The organism is Stappia sp. BW2, from assembly GCF_008107695.1.
Lineage (GTDB): Bacteria > Pseudomonadota > Alphaproteobacteria > Rhizobiales > Stappiaceae > Roseibium.
Genome location: NZ_VIRG01000060.1, coordinates 126,603 through 144,404 on the forward strand (window position 1 = coordinate 126,603; position 17,802 = coordinate 144,404).

Consider the following 17,802-nt stretch of genomic DNA (forward strand, 5'->3'; position numbering starts at 1 on the left):
CATGACATTTCTCTTCAGGTCCGATGCGGAACGCGGTGCAATCTTTGCAGAAGCATTTGCCGAAGCGCTGCCGGATGTCCCCTTCAGCATGGATGAAAATGACGTTGCTCCCGAGGACGTGCGGTACCTGCTGACCTGGGGAATGCCGGACGATCTCGATCGCTACAGAAACCTGGAGGTCCTGTTTTCCATCGGGGCAGGCGTTGACCAGTTCAATTTCGATCTGGTGCCGGACCATGTGATGATTGTCCGCATGGTCGAGGACGGCATTGCCCGGATGATGCAGGAATATGTGCTTCTGGCGACATTGGCACTTCACCGCAATCTGCCCGCCTATCTCGACCAGCAAAGACATCGGCTCTGGTCACCCTTGCCGCAGATGCAGGCCGAGGAGCGCCGTGTCGGCGTGCTCGGGCTGGGCGTGCTGGCGCAGGCGGTCATCGAGCGATTGAAGCCGCTCGGCTTTTCGCTTTCGGGCTGGTCTCGCAGCGCCCGCGTGATTGACGGCGTCACCTGCCACCACGGTGCTGATGGTCTCGATGAGATGCTTCGGACAAGTGACATTCTGGTCTGCCTCCTGCCGTTGACGGAGGAGACGCGCGGCTTTCTCAATGCCGACCTTTTTGCAAAGTTGCCAAAGGGCGCCGCCCTCATTCACGCGGGCCGCGGTCCGCAGCTTGACCATGCCGCTCTGACAGACGCACTTGACGACGGCCATCTCTCGGCTGCGATGATCGACGTCACCGATCCGGAGCCGCTGCCTGAGGCGCATCCTTTCTGGTCGCACCCCAGGATCATCCTCACGCCTCATATTGCCAGCGTTACCCAACCAGCGAGTGCTGCGCGAACCGTCATTGAAAACATCAAACGGCACCGCGCCGGACTCGATCCTGTCGGGCTCGTCGACAGACGTCGTGGCTATTGAAACACCTGAAAGGATCAACATGTCCCTGCTGAAAACCCTCGACCCGAATCCAACCTTTGCTCCCCGTGAATCGCTACCAGCGCCCGAGAAGCTGATTGCCGGATCGCCATCCTTCAAGACCTGGGCAATGGATGAAGCAAAGGATGGCAAGGTTCTTTCCGGCGTCTGGGAAGCGACACCGGGCGAAACGAAGTCGATCAAGGGCGAGGTTTTCGAATTCTGCCACATCCTCTCCGGCCGCGTCGAAATCACCCCTGAGGGCGGCGAACCGGTCATCTACAAAACCGGCGACAGCTTCGTGATGAAACCCGGCTTTGTCGGCGTCTGGAAGACAATTGAGACAGTGCGCAAATTCTACGTCGTGGTGAACTGACAAGACCGGTGAGGGCGGCAGCTCCTTTCTCTTGGAAGATTTGACTGCCGTTGCCCGCCAAAACGCAAGAAACGTCGACCGCAACAGATGAGCACAATCATTCGTACTCGGACGTTCGGGCCAGGATGTGGACCTCTCAAGGAAGACCTCTCATGAGTCTCAGTTTCGACCCGGACAGCCTGTCTCTGCCCATCGGCCATTTCATCGGCGGTGAACTCATCCCGGCTTCGGACGGGATCGAGATGCGCCGGCCCTCTGACGCAAAGGCCTATGCCGAGTGTCCCATTGCAGATGCCGGTCTGGTCGACCGCGCCGTCGAAAATGCCAGGGAAACGCTCAAGGCCAGCAATTGGGGCGGGGTGCGCCCGCGCGAGCGGACCAAGGCGCTGCAGGCCTGGGCTGACCTGATCGAAAAAGAAGCGGAAACGCTGGCGAAGATCGAAGCCCTGTCTTCCACACGGCCTGTTGGTCAGCTGATTGCTGGTGACATTGCCGTGACTGCCGAACAGATCCGCTTCTTTGCCGAATTTGCGGACAAGGAAGGCAGCGATCTGGTGCCGACCGATGATCAGACCTGTGGCATGATCGTGAGTGAACCCTATGGGGTCGTGGGCGCGATCACGCCTTGGAATTTCCCCATCTCCATGGCGGGATGGAAGCTCGGTCCGGCGCTTGCCGCAGGCAATGCGGTGGTGATCAAGCCGTCGGAAATGACGCCCTTCTCAACCGTTTACATGGCACAGCTTGCCGTGAAAGCCGGCATTCCGGCAGGCCTTTTCAATGTGGTTCTGGGCGACGGCCCGCTTACCGGCAACGCCCTTACCGGTCATGAGGACATCGCCAAGGTGAGCTTTACCGGTTCGACCCGTGCGGGCTCGGCAATCATGGAAAACATCGCTCGCACCGGCATCAAGCCGATGACGCTGGAACTCGGTGGCAAGAGCCCGCAGATCGTGTTTGCCGATGCCGATATCGCGAAAGCCGCATCGGCAATCGCCGGCAGCGTCATGTTCAATGCCGGCCAGGCCTGTGTCGCGGGCACCCGGCTGATCATTGAAAAATCCGTCGCAGAAGAGCTTGTCGCTGCGATCATTGCGCAAATGCAGACCGCCCGTCCCGGACCTACCTGGGACGAAGCAACACAATATTCGCCAATCATCTCCGAGCGGCAGCGTGCCCGCATCGCCAGCATTGTTGATGCGGCGAAGTCCGCCGGAGGAGAATGTCTCACGGGCGGTGGTCTGATCGCAGGTGAGGGCTATTTCTTCGAGCCAACCTTGATCGACAATGTTGATCAGACGAACCCGGCCATTGTCGAGGAAATCTTCGGGCCTGTGTTGACGGTCCAGACATTCGAAACCGAGGAAGAAGCCCTGGCGCTTTCTGCCCACCCTGTCTACGGCCTTGCTTCGGGCCTTTTCACCAAAGACCTGTCGCGCACGATCCGCTTTGCGCGCAGGCTTGAAGCGGGCACCGTGTGGGTCAATCGCTATAGCCGTTCGCGCGACCATATCCTGCCGACCGGCGGTTACAAGCGTTCCGGTATCGGCAAGGACCTTGGCCGCGAAGCCTACCAAGCCAACCGCAAGACAAAGAGTGTCCTCATCAGCCTCTAAGGAAAACCATGCAAACCTATTCAATCGCATTGATCCCCGGTGACGGCATCGGAGTTGACGTCATCGACGCTGCCTGGGAAATCCTGAATTCGGTCGCCGAAACCTCCGGCTTTGCGCTCAAGGGAACCGAGTTTCCCTGGTCCTGCGCCTTCTACAAGGAAACAGGGCGGATGATGCCGGAAGACGGCATCGAGACGCTGCGCGGCTTCGACGCCATTCTTCTGGGGGCGGTCGGCTGGCCGAAAGAGGTGCCGGATGCTGTCTCGCTGCACGGCTTGCTGCTGCCCATCCGCAAGGCGTTTGTTCAATATGCCAACATCCGCCCCCACCGCCTTCTGCCGGGCGTTCAAGGTCCGTTGAAAGCGGAAGCTTTCGACATTCTCTGTATCCGCGAGAATACCGAAGGCGAGTATTCAGGCGCCGGTGGGCGGGTCCACCAGGGCATGGACAACGAGGTTGCAGTCGAAACCTCGATCTTCACGCGCGCGGGCGTCGAACGCATCATCCGCTTTGGTTTCGAACAGGCAAAAGCCCGTCGTGGCAAGCTGGCCTCTGTCACCAAGTCCAATGCGCAGAAATATTCCATGGTTTTCTGGGACGAGATCACCCAGAAGCTGGCCCGCGAATATCCGGAGGTCGAGGTGACGAGTTATCATGTCGACGCGCTAGCCGCTCGCATGGTCATGGCGCCGGAAAGTCTCGATGTCATCGTCGCCTCGAACCTCTTTGGCGATATCCTGACGGATCTGGGCGCGGCCATTCAGGGCGGCCTTGGTTTTGCCGCCTCGGCCAACATCAATCCCGACCGCGCTGCCCCCTCCATGTTCGAACCTGTCCACGGCTCGGCTCCGGATATTGCCGGCAAAGGCATCGCGAACCCGATGGCGACCATCTGGTCCGGCGCCATGATGCTGGAGCACCTGGGCGAAACCCAGGCGGCCCGGCGCATCATGGAGGCGCTGGCGATCACCACCGGCAAGGGCATCGGCACCACGCCTGGAAAAGATACGACCGCCACGATCACGAGTGCGGTCAAGAATGCACTGACAACACTGTAAGGATATCTCGATGCTGAACCTCAAGGATAAGAGTCTTTTCAGCCAGGAAGGGCTGATCGGTGCAAACTGGGTTGCAGCCCGCTCCGGAAAGACCGTCGACGTCATCAATCCGGCGACGCAGGAAACGCTGGGCACCGTGCCCGATATGGACGGCGAGGATACACGCGCCGCGATCGAGGCTGCAGATGCGGCCTGGAAGACATGGAAAGCCAAGACCCATGCCGAGCGCGCCAAGCTTCTGGAGGCCTGGCATGACCTGATGATCGAAAATCTCGAGGACCTGGCGCTCATCCTGACAAGCGAGCAGGGCAAGCCGCTGGACGAGGCGCGCGGCGAAATCCGCTATGGCGCGTCCTTCGTTAAATGGTTTTCGGAGGAGGCGCGCCGTGTCAACGGTCACATGATCCCCGCGCCGAGCAACGACCGCCGCATACTCGTGCTGAAGGAGCCGGTCGGTGTCTGCGGCATTATCACGCCGTGGAATTTCCCCAATGCGATGATCACCCGCAAGGTTGCGCCTGCACTGGCCGCCGGCTGCACGGTGGTCATCAAGCCTTCGGAATTCACACCCTATTCGGCGCTGGCGCTTGGATTACTTGCCGAGAGGGCAGGCATCCCGGCCGGCGTGATCAACATCGTCACCGGCATGCCGACGGACATTGGCAACGAGATCATGGCGAACGAGACGGTGCGCAAGATCTCCTTCACCGGCTCCACGCGGGTCGGCTCACTCCTGATGCGTGGCGCTGCCGACAGCGTCAAGCGCCTGAGCCTCGAACTTGGTGGCAATGCCCCCTTCATAGTCTTCGATGACGCTGATCTTGATCTTGCAATCGAAGGCGCTCTTGCCTCGAAATTCCGCAATGGTGGCCAGACCTGCGTTTGCGCCAACCGCATTCTGGTGCAGTCCGGCGTTTATGACGCGTTTGCGGCCAAGCTGAAGGCACGCGTCGAAGAAATGAAGGTTGGGCCTGGCACGGAAGCGGGTGTGTCCATCGGGCCGATGATCAATAGCGCGGCGATTGAAAAGATCGAACGTCATGTTGCCGAAGCCTTGGAGAAGGGCGGCAAGGTCATTACCCAGACACCCGAAATGCCGAACGGTCGCCAATACACCGCACCAATCGTTCTGACGGGCGCGACAACCGACATGCAGCTTGCCAGTGAAGAGACCTTTGGGCCTGTGGCGCCGCTCTTCCGCTTCGAGACCGAAGAAGAAGCCATTGCCATTGCCAATGGAACGCCCTTCGGCCTTGCTTCCTATTTCTATACGGAGAACCTGAAGCGTGCCTGGCGCGTCGGCGAGGCGCTGGAGTTTGGCATGGTGGCCCTCAACACTGGCCTCATCTCGATGGAAGTTGCCCCCTTCGGTGGCGTCAAGCAATCCGGCCTTGGTCGCGAGGGCGCTCAAATGGGGATCGAGGAATATCTCGAAACCAAGAGCTTTCACATGGGCGGGCTCGCCTGAGATGGAAAGCGGAGCGGTCTTGAGACCGCTCCATTGTTTTCAAGTGTGAAGACAAAAAGAAGGAGCTGATTGCGTGCAATCAGCTCCTTTAGTTTGAGCCCTGGGGGAACAGGGAGGGCTTCACTGGAACTTGTCGAGCATCTTGTAATACTGGCCGACCAGCGGCAGGAACCAGGGCCTGCCGAAGTGGCCGGGCACTGCTGGCCAGGGATAGTCGCGCATCGGATTGCGATCGGCACGGCCAAGGATGGCGTCGGCCACCATCATGCCCAGTTGGGTTGAAAGCTGGGCCCCGTGCCCGGAGTAGCCCATGGCGTACCACAGACCATCATGGAAGCCGGCGCGGGGGTAACGGTCCGCGGTCATATCGACAAGCCCGCCCCAGCAATAGTCGATGTCGATACCTTTGAGTTGCGGAAAGATGCGTTCCATGCTTTCGCGCAGGATCTCGCCGGATGTGGAATCCGAGCGCTGGTCAGAGGTCGCGGAAAATTTCGCACGTCCACCGAAAATCAGCCGATTATCCGGTGAAAGACGCCAGTAGTTGCCGATATTCATCGTGTTGACGCAGGTGCGGTTGCCGGGCATCACGGCTGCAGCTTCGCTCTCGGTCAACGGCCGTGTGGCGATCAGGAAACTGCCAACGGTAATGATGCGCCGGCGGAAGTAGGAAAAATTCTGTGTCGTATAAGCGCCCGTTGCCAGGATCACGTCGGCCGCTGTCACCTCGCCGCGGGAGGTGCGAAGGGTATGAATGCCATTGGCTTCGCTGTGATCGCTGACGGCAGCGTCTTCAAAGATGACTGCGCCATGGCGCGCTGCCGCCTCGGCCAGACCCACCACATAGCGGCCCATGTGCATGACGGCGCTCTTCCTTGAGAGCATTGCGCCATGAAATGGCGAACAGACCTCGCTTTTGAGGTCTTCGGATGTCAACAGTGCCGTATCCGGGTCGCATTCCTTGTTCAGCGCTACGAAATTGCGTGCGATCGCATCGAAATGCTTGGGCTTGGAGGCGAGCTTCAGCTTGCCCGAGCGGCGAAAATCGCAGTCGATGCCCTCTTCCGCGATTAAGGCCTCAATGGTGTCGATGGAATCGTCCAGCGCCTTGTAAAGCGCAATGGCGCGCTCCTTGCCAAGTTGAGCCTTCGCGCCGAGATAACTGTGAGCCAGCCCGTTGTTCAGATGCCCGCCGTTGCGGCCCGATGCACCGAAGCCGACGCGCTCGCTTTCCAGTACGACGACCTTCGCCCCCGTCTTGGCAAGCTGTCGTGCAGCGGCAAGCCCGGTAAAGCCCGCACCGATGATGGCGACATCATAGTGCCCGCTGAGCGGCCCTTTGGCGGCGCCGGTAAAGGCCGGCGCCGTGTCATGCCAATAGGATACGAATTTCATCGTCATTGACTTTCCTACAGGCCGACGACGCCGGGGAGGCCGGAAATGTCGGCGATCTCGGTATAGCCGTAGTAGGGGTTGGCCGGTTCATGGCCACGGTTTACCCAGACCTTGTTCTTGATACCAAGATCATGCGCCGACATCAGGTCGTAGCGGAAAGAAGACGAGCAATGCAAAACGTCTTCCGGGCCGCAACCCAGCATGTCGAACATATATTCAAAAGCCTGGAAGCGCGGCTTGTAGGCTTGCGCCTGTTCGGCGGTATAGACCTTATGGAAGGGCGCGCCGAGCTTCTCGACATTGGACATGATCTGCGAGTCCATGGCGTTGGAAAGGATAACCAGCGGAATTTCCTTGGCGACCTTTGCGAGACCTGCAGGCACATCCGGATGAGGTCCCCAGGTCGGCACGCGTTCATAGATCATCTGCGCGTCTTCATCCCGAAAGGTGACGCCGTTGGCCTTGCAGGTCCGCTGCAGCGAATTATGGACTACCTCGGCATAGGGCTTCCAGGCTCCCATGATTTCGTCGAAACGATAGGCCGAGAAATTCTTGATGAATTTCTGCATCGCCTGCTCATCCAGCTGGTCGCTGTAAAGGTCGCGGGCAGCACCGGCCATGTCGAAATGAATCAGGGTGCCGTGACAATCGAAGGTGACATATTTCGGGCGAATGGGGGCCATGAAGGTCTTCCTCTGTCTATGTGTGTCGTTGACATCATCATAAAGTGACGAGACTTCGCTTGGCCGAGCGAATTGGCTGCTCTGGAAGCACAAAGTTTTTAAATTGCCGCCCGGTTTGGCACAGAATTGCACGGCAGCCCTTCAAGGTGCCGGTCGAAATGCCTGTCCGCCGGCCCCTTAAATGCCTTGCCAGCACAATATGCGGGATGCGCGCCGCGGTTTGGCAGAAGATAGTGCGCAGCCCCATGCATTTAGATGAATAGCTTGCCTTTCCTGTCCGAAACTTCTCATCAGGAAAGGATCACTCATGCAGAGCCAAATTGATATTGGTGCTTTCGGGCCTGAGCATATTGATGGTGCACTTGCGCTGACGCGCGCCGAGAACTGGCCGCATCGTCGCGAAGACTGGATGCTCGTGCAGCAGCTGAGCACTGGCGTTGTCGCAACCGACGCGGAAGGCCGTGTCACCGGCACGACGCTTGTGACGCCCTACGGCGACGATTGCGCCACGATCAATATGGTTATCGTCGACAAGTCCATGCGCGGTCTCGGTGTTGGCCGAAAGCTCATGGAAGAGGCGTTTGTTCTGGCTGGGGATCGCCCGCTTCGCCTCATTGCGACGCAGGAAGGACTGCCGCTTTATGAAAAGCTCGGCTTTGTAGCCACCGGCACGATCCTCCAGTGCCAAGGTCAGGCGCTTTTCTGCGACACCCCGGTGGGCGTTGAAAATATGGCTGCCGGCGACCTTGATGCTCTGAAGACGCTTGACCGCGAAGCCTACGGTGCAGACCGGTCGAAGATGATCGATGCGCTGGTGGCGTGCGGCAGCATTGCGGTGATCCGCAAGGGCGGTGCCGTAGAAGCCTATGCTGCGATCCGGCAATTCGGGCGTGGCGACGTGATCGGCCCGGTCATTGCGCCCGACAGTGAGGCGGCCCGCGCACTCATTGCCTATCACGTCTCCTCGCGCCCCGGGGCGTTCCTTCGTATCGACACGGGAAGCGAAACCGGCCTCGCGCCCTGGCTCGCCGAAATCGGGCTTGCCCATTCCGGCGGCGGCGTGGCGATGCGGCGCCCTCCCAAAGACAATGCAGAACAGGCACGGCGAAAAGTCTACGCGCTGGCCAACCAGGCCCTCGGCTGAAATCAATCTGGAGAAGCATAGTGCTCGCCAATTCCCTGAACGAACTTGATCGTGCCCATCTGATCCACCCTGTCGCGTCCTATCGCGGACACGAACGCCAGGGTGTGCGGGTCTTGAAATCCGCCAACGGGGCAACCGTTACCGATTCCAGCGGCCACCAGCTTATCGACGGCTTCGCGGGGCTCTGGTGCGTCAATGCCGGGTACGGCCATGAAAGTATCGTTGAAGCCGCAGCCCGCCAGATGCGGGAGTTGCCTTACGCTACGGGATATTTTGACCTCGGGTCGGAGCCTGCCATCCGGCTGGCATCCGAACTTGCCGAACGTGCACCGGGTGACCTGAACAGGTGTTATTTTACGCTCGGCGGATCGGATGCCGTGGATTCGACCGTTCGGTTTGTCCACTACTACTGGAATGCCAAGGGTCAGCCGCAGCGCGATCAGTTTATCTCGATCCAGCAGGGCTATCACGGTTCATCGACGGTTGGCGCCGGACTGACAGCGCTTCCCGCCTTCCATACCGGCTTTGGCGTTCCCTTTGACTGGCAGCATAAAATTCCATCGCCTTATCCCTATCGCAACCCTTTCGGAGACGATGCGGCAACAATCACGTCCGCGTCGCTTTCCGCCTTGAAGGCCAAGATCGAAGAAATCGGGCCGGACCGTGTTGCCGCATTTTACGCGGAGCCGATCCAGGGATCCGGCGGCGTCATTGTGCCGCCTAAAGGCTGGATCAAGGCAATCCGCGACCTTTGCCATGAATACGGCATCCTCTTCATCGCTGACGAGGTCATCACCGGTTTCGGTCGCACCGGGCCGCTTTTTGCCTGCGAGGCGGAAGACGTTGTTCCGGACATGATGACGGTCGCCAAGGGTCTGACCTCCGGCTACGTGCCGATGGGCGCTGTTTTCATGTCGGATGGCGTCTATGACGTGATTGCCGATGGTGCGGGCGAAGCCGCGGTCGGCCACGGCTATACCTACTCCGCCCATCCCGTCAGTGCGGCGGTCGCGCTTGAGGTGCTGAAGCTTTACGAAGGTGGCCTGCTTGAAAATGGCCGCAAAGCGGGTGCCCGGCTGATGGCCGGACTGGAAAGTCTGCGCGATCATCCGCTGGTCGGCGAAGTTCGTGGCCGCGGCATGCTGGCAGGCGTCGAACTTGTTACCGACAAGGCTAAAAAAACCCCGCTTCCAGCTGCGGCCATGGCAGCCAGGCGCGTCTTTGACCGGGCATGGGACAATGGCCTTGTCATCCGCGCCTTTCCGCAGGGCGTTCTCGGCTATGCGCCGCCGCTTTGCTGTACCGATGCCGAGATCGACGCAATCATCGAGCGGACCCGCGAAACGCTGGATCAGACGCTCGCCGACCCGGATGTCAGGTCCGTCATGGCTTGAGAGAGGATTCCCGAAATACTGCCGGAGCAACAAAGTTCGCAATTTAATGCTGCCGCGACCGGCAATTACGGAGAATAAGCCAACGCTGGCATGAAACACTAGAGGTGGGAAAAGGAGTAATCGGCTACTTGGATCAGGCACTGAATGAAGGGGAATATTTTCCTCCTTCAGATTTTGACAGTGGGAACCTTGGGTGATCCCGGGAAGCGAAGGTTCCGAAGAGACAAGTAGCTAACACATTGCCAACACGAAATCCGCAAAGGGTGGCTGTGAAAACCAACCGAGGCTGGAAGGTCCGCAATCAAGACGGCCGCCACCCAAACCGACCGAAGAGGGGAATGTAATGACTGATAAAATTATCAATTGGACGAAGTCCGACGACGCAAAGGTCGAAGACGCCATCCGTCGCGGTGCGTCCCGCCGCGATCTCCTGAAGTTGATGCTGGCGAGCGGCGTTGCCGTTACAGCTGGTAGCGCCATTTTCGGCCGCGCCTCAAGCGCTGTTGCCGGAACCCCGGTTTCCGGCGGGCATTTCAAGGCCGCAGGTCTGTCGTCCTCAAATGCCGACACACTCGACCCGGCCAAGGCTTCGAACGGCACCGACTATGTGCGCTGCTGCTCCCTCTACAACCGGCTGACCGTCATCGATGGCAGCGGCGTTCCCCAGATGGAACTCGCCGAGAAGCTCGAGTCCAAGGACGCCAAGACCTGGACAGCGACGCTTCGCAAGGGCGTGACCTATCATGACGGGAAGGCGCTCACCTCCGACGACGTCGTCTTCGCGCTGAACCGCCATCTCGACCCGAGTGTCGGATCCAAAGTCGCAAAGATCGCCGCGCAGTTTGCCGAGATCAAGGCTGTCGACCCGTCGACGGTCGAGATCGTTCTCGAAGCAGCGAACGCCGACCTACCGTTCATTCTGGCACTGCAGCACTTCATGATCGTTCAGGACGGCACGACCGATTTCTCGAAGGGGATTGGCACCGGTCCGTTCACGCTTGAAACATTCGAGCCGGGCGTACGCTCGATCATGAAGAAAAACCAGAACTACTGGAAGCCGGGTCTGCCGCATATCGATAGCTTCGAGTTCTTCGCAATCGGTGACGACAATGCCCGCGTCAACGCCCTTCTGGCGGGCGATATCCATTTGGCGGCTGCCATCAACCCGCGTTCGACAAAGCTGGTCGAATCCCAAAGCGGCTTTGAATTGTCCAAGTCGACAAACGGCAACTATACAAACCTCAATATCCGCCTCGACATGAACAAGCCGGAGTTTGTCACGGGCATGAAATATCTGATCAATCGCGATCAGATCATCAGCTCGGCACTGCGCGGTGATGGAGAAATCGGCAACGACCAGCCAATTTCGCCAGCTAACGTCTACCATAATGCCGATCTCAAGCCGAAGGAGTTCGATCCGGACAAGGCGAAGCATTACTTCGAAAAAGCCGGAGTGCTCGGCCAGTCCATCCCTGTCATCACCTCGGATGCTGCCGGCAATGCTGTCGATATGGCCATGATCGTTCAGGCCGCAGGGGCCGATATCGGTCTTAACCTAGACGTGCAGCGCGTCCCCTCAGACGGCTACTGGAGCAAATACTGGCTCAAGGCTCCGATCCACTTCGGCAACATTGACCCGCGCCCGACGCCAGATATCTTTTTCTCGCTTCTCTATGCGTCCAACGCTCCCTGGAACGAGAGCCAGTACAAGTCGCCGAAGTTCGACAAGATGCTGCTTGAGGCCCGTGGTATGCTCGATCAGACAAAACGGCACGAGATCTACAACGAAATGCAGACCATGATCTCCGATGACGCTGGTACAATCATTCCTGCCTACATCACCAATGCGGATGCACTTTCCACCAAGGTGAAGGGTCTGTTGACCAACCCTGTCGCAGGCATGATGGGCTACTCGATGGCAGAACATATCTGGCTTGAATCCTGATCTCAGGAGCCATATCCGGAGGGCAACGCCCTCCGGATATGAGTGTTGCCAGACTATTGCGCGACAGAACGAATGGCCGCAACACACAGGCGGGCCGGGAGCAATAGGCTCTTCTTTTGGAACATGTTTGATGGGAAAGTGGCTTGGCCGCCGGCATCGGACATTGCGGCTGGAGATCTTCCATGAACTCTGAAATCGGACGCCTGATCCTGAAGCGATTGGGCATCGCGATCATCACCCTTGTTATCGTATCATTCGCGGTGTTCTTCACGACGAATATGCTGCCGGGCGACACGGCCACCATTTTGCTTGGCCAGGCTGCCACGCCGGAAGCGGTGGCGGGACTGCGTGAAGCGATGCATCTCAACGATCCCGCTATTACGCGCTTCTTCCATTGGGCGTTCGGCTTCGTGACTGGCGATCTTGGCAAGTCCTACGCCAACAACATGGAAATATCCACGCTCATTGGAAACCGGTTCCTCAATACCCTGGAGCTTGCAGCAATCACCACGGTGATCGCCGTTCCCTTCGCGCTGACGCTTGGCATTACCTCCGCAGTCGCCAGGGGATCACTTTATGACCGGATCGTCACCGTTTTGACCATTGGTGTGATTTCCGTGCCCGAGTTCGTGATCGCCTCGACCGCGGTGCTTATCTTTGCCGTCTATTTGCGGTGGCTGCCCGCGATCTCCTTCGTCAATGAAATCCACTCCGTTTCCGACATGCTGAGAATGTATGCGATGCCGGTCGTTACGCTGACCTTCGTGGTCTCGGCACAGATCATTCGCATGACGCGCGCCGCCGTGATCGAGACGCTCGACACACCCTATGTCGAAATGGCTCTCCTGAAGGGGGCGTCGCGTAGCCGGATGGTTCTGCGCCACGCATTGCCGAACGCGCTGGGTCCCATCGTCAATGCGCTCGCACTGTCGCTCTCCTATCTGATCGGCGGCGTCATCATCATCGAAACGATCTTCAATTATCCGGGCATTGCCAAGCTGATGGTAGACGCCGTCGCGACGCGTGACCTGCCGTTGATCCAGACCTGCGCGGTGATCTTCTGTGCCGGTTACCTGATCCTGATCACGATTGCCGACATCATCGCCATTATTTCCAATCCGAGGCTCCGCAAATGAAGCAGACCGCCACAACCATGTCGGCTCACCGTTTCGGCTACACCTTCAGCCCGATTGGCATGATCGCGTTGGCCGTCATCCTGTTCTGGGCGTTCGTGGCCGCTTTTGCACCACATCTTGTTCCCTATTCGCCGGGCAAGATCGTTGATACCGACTTTTTCGGCCCGATAAGCAGCAAATTCTGGCTTGGTTCGGACTACCTGGGGCGAGACATGCTCTCCCGCATCATCATGGGGGCTCGCTACACTCTGGGTGTCTCTCTTGCGGGCGTTCTTATTGCCACAACGAGCGGCGTTGTCCTCGGCATGGCCGCGGCGGTTATCGGCGGATGGTTCGACACATTGCTCAGCCGTTTCATGGACGCGATGCTGTCGATTCCCAGCAAGCTCTTCGGTCTTGTTGTGGTTGCCGCAGTCGGGTCTTCCTTGCCGGCGCTCATCCTGACGCTTGCATTTATCTACACACCGGGCTCTTTCCGCTTTGCCCGGGCGCTCGCGGTAAATGTCAACACCATGGACTTTGTCGCGGTCGCTCGCATTCGCGGAGAAAGCACCCTTTATCTCGTCTGTGCGGAAATCCTGCCCAACATCATTCGCCCCGTGCTCGCCGATTTCGGAATCCGCTTTGTCTTCATCGTGCTGCTGCTCTCCGGCCTGTCCTTCCTCGGACTTGGCGTGCAGCCGCCGCTGGCAGACTGGGGCGCCCTCGTGCATGAGAATATCCAGAGCCTCTCTTATGCCTCGGCAGCCGTGATCGCACCTTCGTTAGCCATTGCCAGCCTGACCATCAGCGTCAATCTGCTGATCGACAATCTGCCGCGTAAAATCCGGGATCGGAGTGCCTGAACATGACCAATCTCGTAGAAATCAGAAATCTTCACGTTGAAGCGACAACGGACGCCGGACGCCGGATCGAGATCATCAAGGGTGTCGATCTGGATATTGCCAAGGGCGAGATCGTTGCGCTGATCGGGGAAAGTGGCTCGGGCAAGACGACCATCGCACTTTCGCTGATGGGCTATGCCAGACGCGGCTGCGAGATCACCAAAGGGTCGTTGCTGGTCGACGGCAAGGACATGGCCCGGCTTTCGGAAAAACAGCGCCAGCAGGTGCGCGGTACCGAGGTCGCCTACGTGCCGCAAAGTGCGGCCGCTGCCTTCAATCCATCGGCAACAATCATAGATCAGGTGTTCGAGGTAACCCGGATTCACAAACTCATGCCACCGGCCCAGGCACGCCTTCGCGCAATTGAACTGTTCCGCGCGCTTTCCCTGCCGGATGCCGAAAACATCGGTAACCGCTATCCCCACCAGGTGTCGGGGGGACAGTTGCAGCGCCTTGCCGCCGCCATGGCACTGATCGGGGATCCGAAGTTGATGATCTTCGACGAGCCCACCACTGCGCTTGATGTGACGACACAGATCGACGTCCTCAAGGCTTTCAAGTCGGTCATGCAGCAGGGCGGCATTGCCGGTGTCTATGTTTCGCATGATCTGGCCGTTGTTGCCCAGATCGCTGACCGGATCGTCGTCTTGAAAGACGGCGAGGTCCAGGAAACCGGCACCACACAGGACATCCTGCAGGCACCGAAACATCCTTATACCCGGGAACTTCTGGCTGCATTCGAGCCCAGACATTTCGAGTTTTCCGGGCGAAAAGAGGCAGCAGCGACACCGCTCCTGCGCATTGAAGATGTGACATCCGGTTACGGTCAGATTCAAGCGGACGGATTGCCGCTTATCCGGGCCGTTCGATCCGTGAGCTTTGAGCTCGAAAAGGGCAGAAATCTGGGCATTATCGGCGAATCCGGCTGCGGCAAGTCGACCTTGGCGAGAACGATCTCCGGCATGCTGCCCGCCAGCGCCGGACGGGTCCTCTTCGACGGGCAGGAAATGCCCCCGGCATCAAAAAACCGCACCCGGGATCAGCTGCAGCACATGCAGATCGTCTTCCAGTCTGCAGACACCGCGCTCAATCCGGCCAAGCCTATCGAAGATATTCTGGGGCGACCGCTGACCTTCTACCACGGCATGAGCGCTCAAGACCGCAGCAAGCGGGTTGATGAACTTCTCGATATGGTCCACCTGCCGAGAAACCTGCGTTACAGGCATCCGGCTGAACTGTCCGGCGGGCAGAAGCAACGTGTCAACTTTGCTCGTGCCCTGGCCGCTGAGCCGAAATTGATCATTTGCGACGAGATCACCTCGGCACTCGACACGGTCGTCGCGACCGCCATTATCGAGTTGCTCAAGGAGCTGCAGCGCGAACTTGATCTGTCTTATATTTTCATCAGTCACGATCTTTCAGTCGTCGAGGCCATCTGTGACGAGATCGTGGTCATGTATCACGGGGAAAAGGTGGAGCAGTTGACGCGGGAGGGCATCAAGGCCCCCAAGCATCCCTATTCGAAACTGCTCTTCTCCTCCGTGCCGAAGCTTGATCCGGCGTGGCTGGACAATCTGGTTCTGGAACCGGAACTGGTGCGGCAATATGTTGGCTGATCAAAGCCGTTAGGCCGGGAAGAGGCTGGTCAACGGCAGGTGTGACTTCACAATCGGCGACTTCAGCACGACGAAGCTGAAGTACTTGTCGATGCCGATGTCCATGTCGGTCAACCGTTCCATGATGACCTGGTATTCTCCGATCCCGGCGGTGATGAATTTCACCAGATAGTCGTAGCCCCCGGACACGAGGTGGCATTCGATGACCTGATCGACCTTGCCGACGACCGAAAGAAACCGCGCAAAGTCGTGCTGGCGGTGATTCTTGAGCGTGATTTCCGTGAAGACGGTGAGCGTCTGTCCGAGTTTCCCCAGGTTGATCTGCGCCGAATAGCCCTCGATATAACCCTCGTTCTGCAGACGTTTCACGCGCATCAGGCATGGGCTGGGTGACAGGTGAACAAGCTCGGCCAATTCGACATTCGTGATGCGGCCGTTCTTGTGCAGCTCGGAGAGGATCTTGATATCAGTCCGATCCAGTTTCATCACTGTTCTGTCACCTTCCCGTTGCCGTCGACTGCAGCATAAACTGCTGCGGATAACCCGGAGAAGTTTACCACACAGCGCAACATCATCTACAAACTCTTGATTTTGATACGGAGCAGATAATTCTATTGTTTGTTCCGTTCAAAGAATTATCTGCGGCGCTGAAGATATCTCCAGCACTGAATGCGGACATAGCCGGACTAGGGTAGGGGCCGGAATTCGGAGATGGATATGCCAGCGCCACTGACCCTGCTTGAGACTTCATCGAACCTGCCTGACCATGCTGACGCGGTCGTGATCGGCGGCGGCATCATCGGTGCATTTGCCGCGTACTATCTGACGCGGCGCGGACTGAAGACGGTGCTCATCGAGAAGGGACGCATCGGAGCCGAACAATCGAGCAGAAACTGGGGCTGGTGCCGTCAGCAAAACCGCGATGCCCGCGAATTGCCGGTCTCTACGAAGAGCCTTGATCTGTGGGAGCGTTTTCAGGAAGAGACCGGTGAAGAAACCGGCTTTCGTCGCTGCGGCCTTCTCTACCTCAGCAACAACGAGGAAGAAATCGCAGGCTGGGCGCGCTGGCGCGATTTTGCAAAGCCCCTCGGCGTGACCACGCATATGCTCTCAAGCGCAGAGGCCGCCGAGCGGGGTTGGGCGACCGGAAAAAGCTGGAAGGGCGGCGTCTTCTCGCCAACCGACGGGATCGCGGACCCGGCACAGGCGGCGCCTGCTGTCGCGCGAGCCATTATCAAGTTCGGTGGCACGGTGATCCAGAACTGCGCAGCGCGTGGTCTCGAAACGGAAGGTGGCCGAGTGAGTGCTGTGGTCACGGAACACGGCACGATCAAAACCAAAACGGCTGTTCTTGCCGGCGGGGCATGGGCGTCGTCTTTTTGCAGACAACTGGGCATCCGCTTTCCGCAAGCCTCCATCCGTTCCACCGCATTGTCGGTCTCGGCTGAGGCGGAAGGTCTTCCCGATACGCTTCATACCTCTGGAATTACGGTCACTCGCAGAGGCGACGGTGGTTATACCCTGGCAATCAGCGGGCGCGGGCGTGTCGACGTCACACCACAGCAAATAAGGTTTGCACCGCAGTTTCTGCCGATGTTTTTCAAGCGGTGGCGAAACCTCGCACCTGGAGGTCTTGAGGGGATCAAGGGTGGGCACGAGACGCTAAGCCGCTGGAAGCTGGACGAGAAGACGCCAATGGAGCGGATGCGGATCCTGGACCCCAAACCCGATGCCGCGACTGTCCGCCTGACTCATGGACGCGCGCTCGAACTGTTGCCGGAATTGAGCAAGACCAAGATAAAGGCAGTCTGGGCGGGCTTTATCGATACAACCCCGGACGGCGTGCCGGGCATTGGAGAAATCTCGACTGTTCCTGGCTTCATCCTGGCTGCCGGCTTTTCCGGTCATGGCTTTGGTGTTGGACCAGGTGCAGGTCATCTGATCGCCGACCTTGTGACCGGAGCAGAACCGCTCGTCGACCCGAAGCCGTATCATCCTGATCGCTTCAACAACTCTGCATGGGGCAAGGTCGCCGATTTCTGATGTCGCCCGTCAGGCTGCAAGTCGGCCTCGTAATGGAAGAGGTCTGCCCATCGGCGAGACTTGCGGCAAGTCCAAGCAAGAACGCCCGATGACGGAGCGATCCGCCACGGGCGTTTTTTGAC

The 17,802-nt window shown here is 58.7% G+C and carries 15 protein-coding genes; 12 read left to right on the plus strand and 3 right to left on the minus strand.

Annotation, left to right across the window (positions count from 1 at the left end; translation table 11 throughout):
• Position 1: 1 nt before the first annotated feature.
• The 5 genes from FMN63_RS10215 (at position 2) to FMN63_RS10235 (ending at position 5,440) form a co-directional block, all read left to right on the plus strand.
• Entirely contained in the window at positions 2–925 is a 924-nt protein-coding gene (locus tag FMN63_RS10215; protein ID WP_148583870.1) for a 2-hydroxyacid dehydrogenase, read from the plus strand.
• 19 nt (positions 926–944) lie between these two features.
• Positions 945–1,298 carry a cupin domain-containing protein gene (locus FMN63_RS10220; RefSeq protein WP_148583871.1) on the plus strand — a complete coding sequence of 118 codons (354 nt, stop codon included), beginning with the start codon at positions 945–947 and terminating at the stop codon, positions 1,296–1,298.
• 152 nt (positions 1,299–1,450) lie between these two features.
• Positions 1,451–2,914, plus strand: a complete 1,464-nt coding sequence (locus FMN63_RS10225; RefSeq protein ID WP_148583872.1) for an aldehyde dehydrogenase family protein — start codon at positions 1,451–1,453, stop codon at positions 2,912–2,914.
• A gap of 8 nt (positions 2,915–2,922) precedes the next feature.
• The gene (locus FMN63_RS10230) at positions 2,923–3,972 is read left to right on the plus strand and encodes a tartrate dehydrogenase (RefSeq protein WP_148583873.1); all 1,050 of its coding nucleotides are present in this window, start codon (positions 2,923–2,925) and stop codon (positions 3,970–3,972) included.
• A gap of 10 nt (positions 3,973–3,982) precedes the next feature.
• Positions 3,983–5,440 carry an NAD-dependent succinate-semialdehyde dehydrogenase gene (locus FMN63_RS10235; RefSeq protein WP_148583874.1) on the plus strand — a complete coding sequence of 486 codons (1,458 nt, stop codon included), beginning with the start codon at positions 3,983–3,985 and terminating at the stop codon, positions 5,438–5,440.
• Between the two features lie 120 nt (positions 5,441–5,560).
• Here FMN63_RS10235 and FMN63_RS10240 read toward each other — a convergent pair whose 3' ends face one another.
• Both FMN63_RS10240 and FMN63_RS10245 read right to left on the minus strand, forming a co-directional pair.
• On the minus strand, positions 5,561–6,835 hold the full coding sequence (locus FMN63_RS10240; protein WP_148584062.1) for an NAD(P)/FAD-dependent oxidoreductase: 1,275 nt from the start codon (positions 6,833–6,835) through the stop codon (positions 5,561–5,563).
• Between the two features lie 14 nt (positions 6,836–6,849).
• Positions 6,850–7,518, minus strand: a complete 669-nt coding sequence (locus FMN63_RS10245) for a haloacid dehalogenase type II (RefSeq protein ID WP_148583875.1) — start codon at positions 7,516–7,518, stop codon at positions 6,850–6,852.
• Positions 7,519–7,825: 307 nt separating this feature from the next.
• Here FMN63_RS10245 and FMN63_RS10250 point away from each other — a divergent pair, with 307 nt between their 5' ends.
• The 6 genes from FMN63_RS10250 to FMN63_RS10275 all read left to right on the plus strand — a co-directional run bounded on the left by FMN63_RS10250 (position 7,826) and on the right by FMN63_RS10275 (position 15,637).
• Complete coding sequence (locus tag FMN63_RS10250; protein ID WP_148583876.1) at positions 7,826–8,662, plus strand: GNAT family N-acetyltransferase; 837 nt, start codon at positions 7,826–7,828, stop codon at positions 8,660–8,662.
• 20 nt (positions 8,663–8,682) lie between these two features.
• Positions 8,683–10,056: an aspartate aminotransferase family protein gene (locus tag FMN63_RS10255; protein ID WP_148583877.1), complete on the plus strand. Its 1,374-nt coding sequence runs from the start codon at positions 8,683–8,685 to the stop codon at positions 10,054–10,056.
• Between the two features lie 343 nt (positions 10,057–10,399).
• Positions 10,400–12,001 (plus strand): ABC transporter substrate-binding protein, encoded by a 1,602-nt coding sequence (locus FMN63_RS10260; RefSeq protein ID WP_148583878.1) that lies wholly within the window; start codon positions 10,400–10,402, stop codon positions 11,999–12,001.
• 182 nt (positions 12,002–12,183) lie between these two features.
• Complete coding sequence (locus FMN63_RS10265; protein ID WP_148583879.1) at positions 12,184–13,137, plus strand: ABC transporter permease; 954 nt, start codon at positions 12,184–12,186, stop codon at positions 13,135–13,137.
• Positions 13,134–13,982, plus strand: a complete 849-nt coding sequence (locus FMN63_RS10270; RefSeq protein WP_148583880.1) for an ABC transporter permease — start codon at positions 13,134–13,136, stop codon at positions 13,980–13,982. The genes FMN63_RS10265 and FMN63_RS10270 overlap by 4 nt, the downstream gene beginning before the upstream one ends.
• Before the next feature lie 2 nt (positions 13,983–13,984).
• Positions 13,985–15,637, plus strand: a complete 1,653-nt coding sequence (locus FMN63_RS10275; RefSeq protein WP_148583881.1) for an ABC transporter ATP-binding protein — start codon at positions 13,985–13,987, stop codon at positions 15,635–15,637.
• Positions 15,638–15,646: 9 nt separating this feature from the next.
• Here FMN63_RS10275 and FMN63_RS10280 read toward each other — a convergent pair whose 3' ends face one another.
• A complete protein-coding gene (locus FMN63_RS10280; RefSeq protein ID WP_148583882.1) occupies positions 15,647–16,123 on the minus strand; it encodes an Lrp/AsnC family transcriptional regulator in 477 nt (158 codons plus the stop codon).
• A gap of 231 nt (positions 16,124–16,354) precedes the next feature.
• On the opposite strand from FMN63_RS10280, the gene FMN63_RS10285 reads away from it, so the two are divergent.
• Positions 16,355–17,680 carry an NAD(P)/FAD-dependent oxidoreductase gene (locus FMN63_RS10285; RefSeq protein WP_148583883.1) on the plus strand — a complete coding sequence of 442 codons (1,326 nt, stop codon included), beginning with the start codon at positions 16,355–16,357 and terminating at the stop codon, positions 17,678–17,680.
• Positions 17,681–17,802 lie beyond the last annotated feature (122 nt).

Coding starts and splice junctions, on each gene's coding strand:
- FMN63_RS10215 (WP_148583870.1), top strand. CDS start 2: ATGACATTTCTCTTCAGGTCCGATGCGGAACGCGGTGCAATCTTTGCA.
- FMN63_RS10220 (WP_148583871.1), top strand. CDS start 945: ATGTCCCTGCTGAAAACCCTCGACCCGAATCCAACCTTTGCTCCCCGT.
- FMN63_RS10225 (WP_148583872.1), top strand. CDS start 1,451: ATGAGTCTCAGTTTCGACCCGGACAGCCTGTCTCTGCCCATCGGCCAT.
- FMN63_RS10230 (WP_148583873.1), top strand. CDS start 2,923: ATGCAAACCTATTCAATCGCATTGATCCCCGGTGACGGCATCGGAGTT.
- FMN63_RS10235 (WP_148583874.1), top strand. CDS start 3,983: ATGCTGAACCTCAAGGATAAGAGTCTTTTCAGCCAGGAAGGGCTGATC.
- FMN63_RS10240 (WP_148584062.1), bottom strand. CDS start 6,835: ATGAAATTCGTATCCTATTGGCATGACACGGCGCCGGCCTTTACCGGC.
- FMN63_RS10245 (WP_148583875.1), bottom strand. CDS start 7,518: ATGGCCCCCATTCGCCCGAAATATGTCACCTTCGATTGTCACGGCACC.
- FMN63_RS10250 (WP_148583876.1), top strand. CDS start 7,826: ATGCAGAGCCAAATTGATATTGGTGCTTTCGGGCCTGAGCATATTGAT.
- FMN63_RS10260 (WP_148583878.1), top strand. CDS start 10,400: ATGACTGATAAAATTATCAATTGGACGAAGTCCGACGACGCAAAGGTC.
- FMN63_RS10265 (WP_148583879.1), top strand. CDS start 12,184: ATGAACTCTGAAATCGGACGCCTGATCCTGAAGCGATTGGGCATCGCG.
- FMN63_RS10270 (WP_148583880.1), top strand. CDS start 13,134: ATGAAGCAGACCGCCACAACCATGTCGGCTCACCGTTTCGGCTACACC.
- FMN63_RS10275 (WP_148583881.1), top strand. CDS start 13,985: ATGACCAATCTCGTAGAAATCAGAAATCTTCACGTTGAAGCGACAACG.
- FMN63_RS10280 (WP_148583882.1), bottom strand. CDS start 16,123: ATGAAACTGGATCGGACTGATATCAAGATCCTCTCCGAGCTGCACAAG.
- FMN63_RS10285 (WP_148583883.1), top strand. CDS start 16,355: ATGCCAGCGCCACTGACCCTGCTTGAGACTTCATCGAACCTGCCTGAC.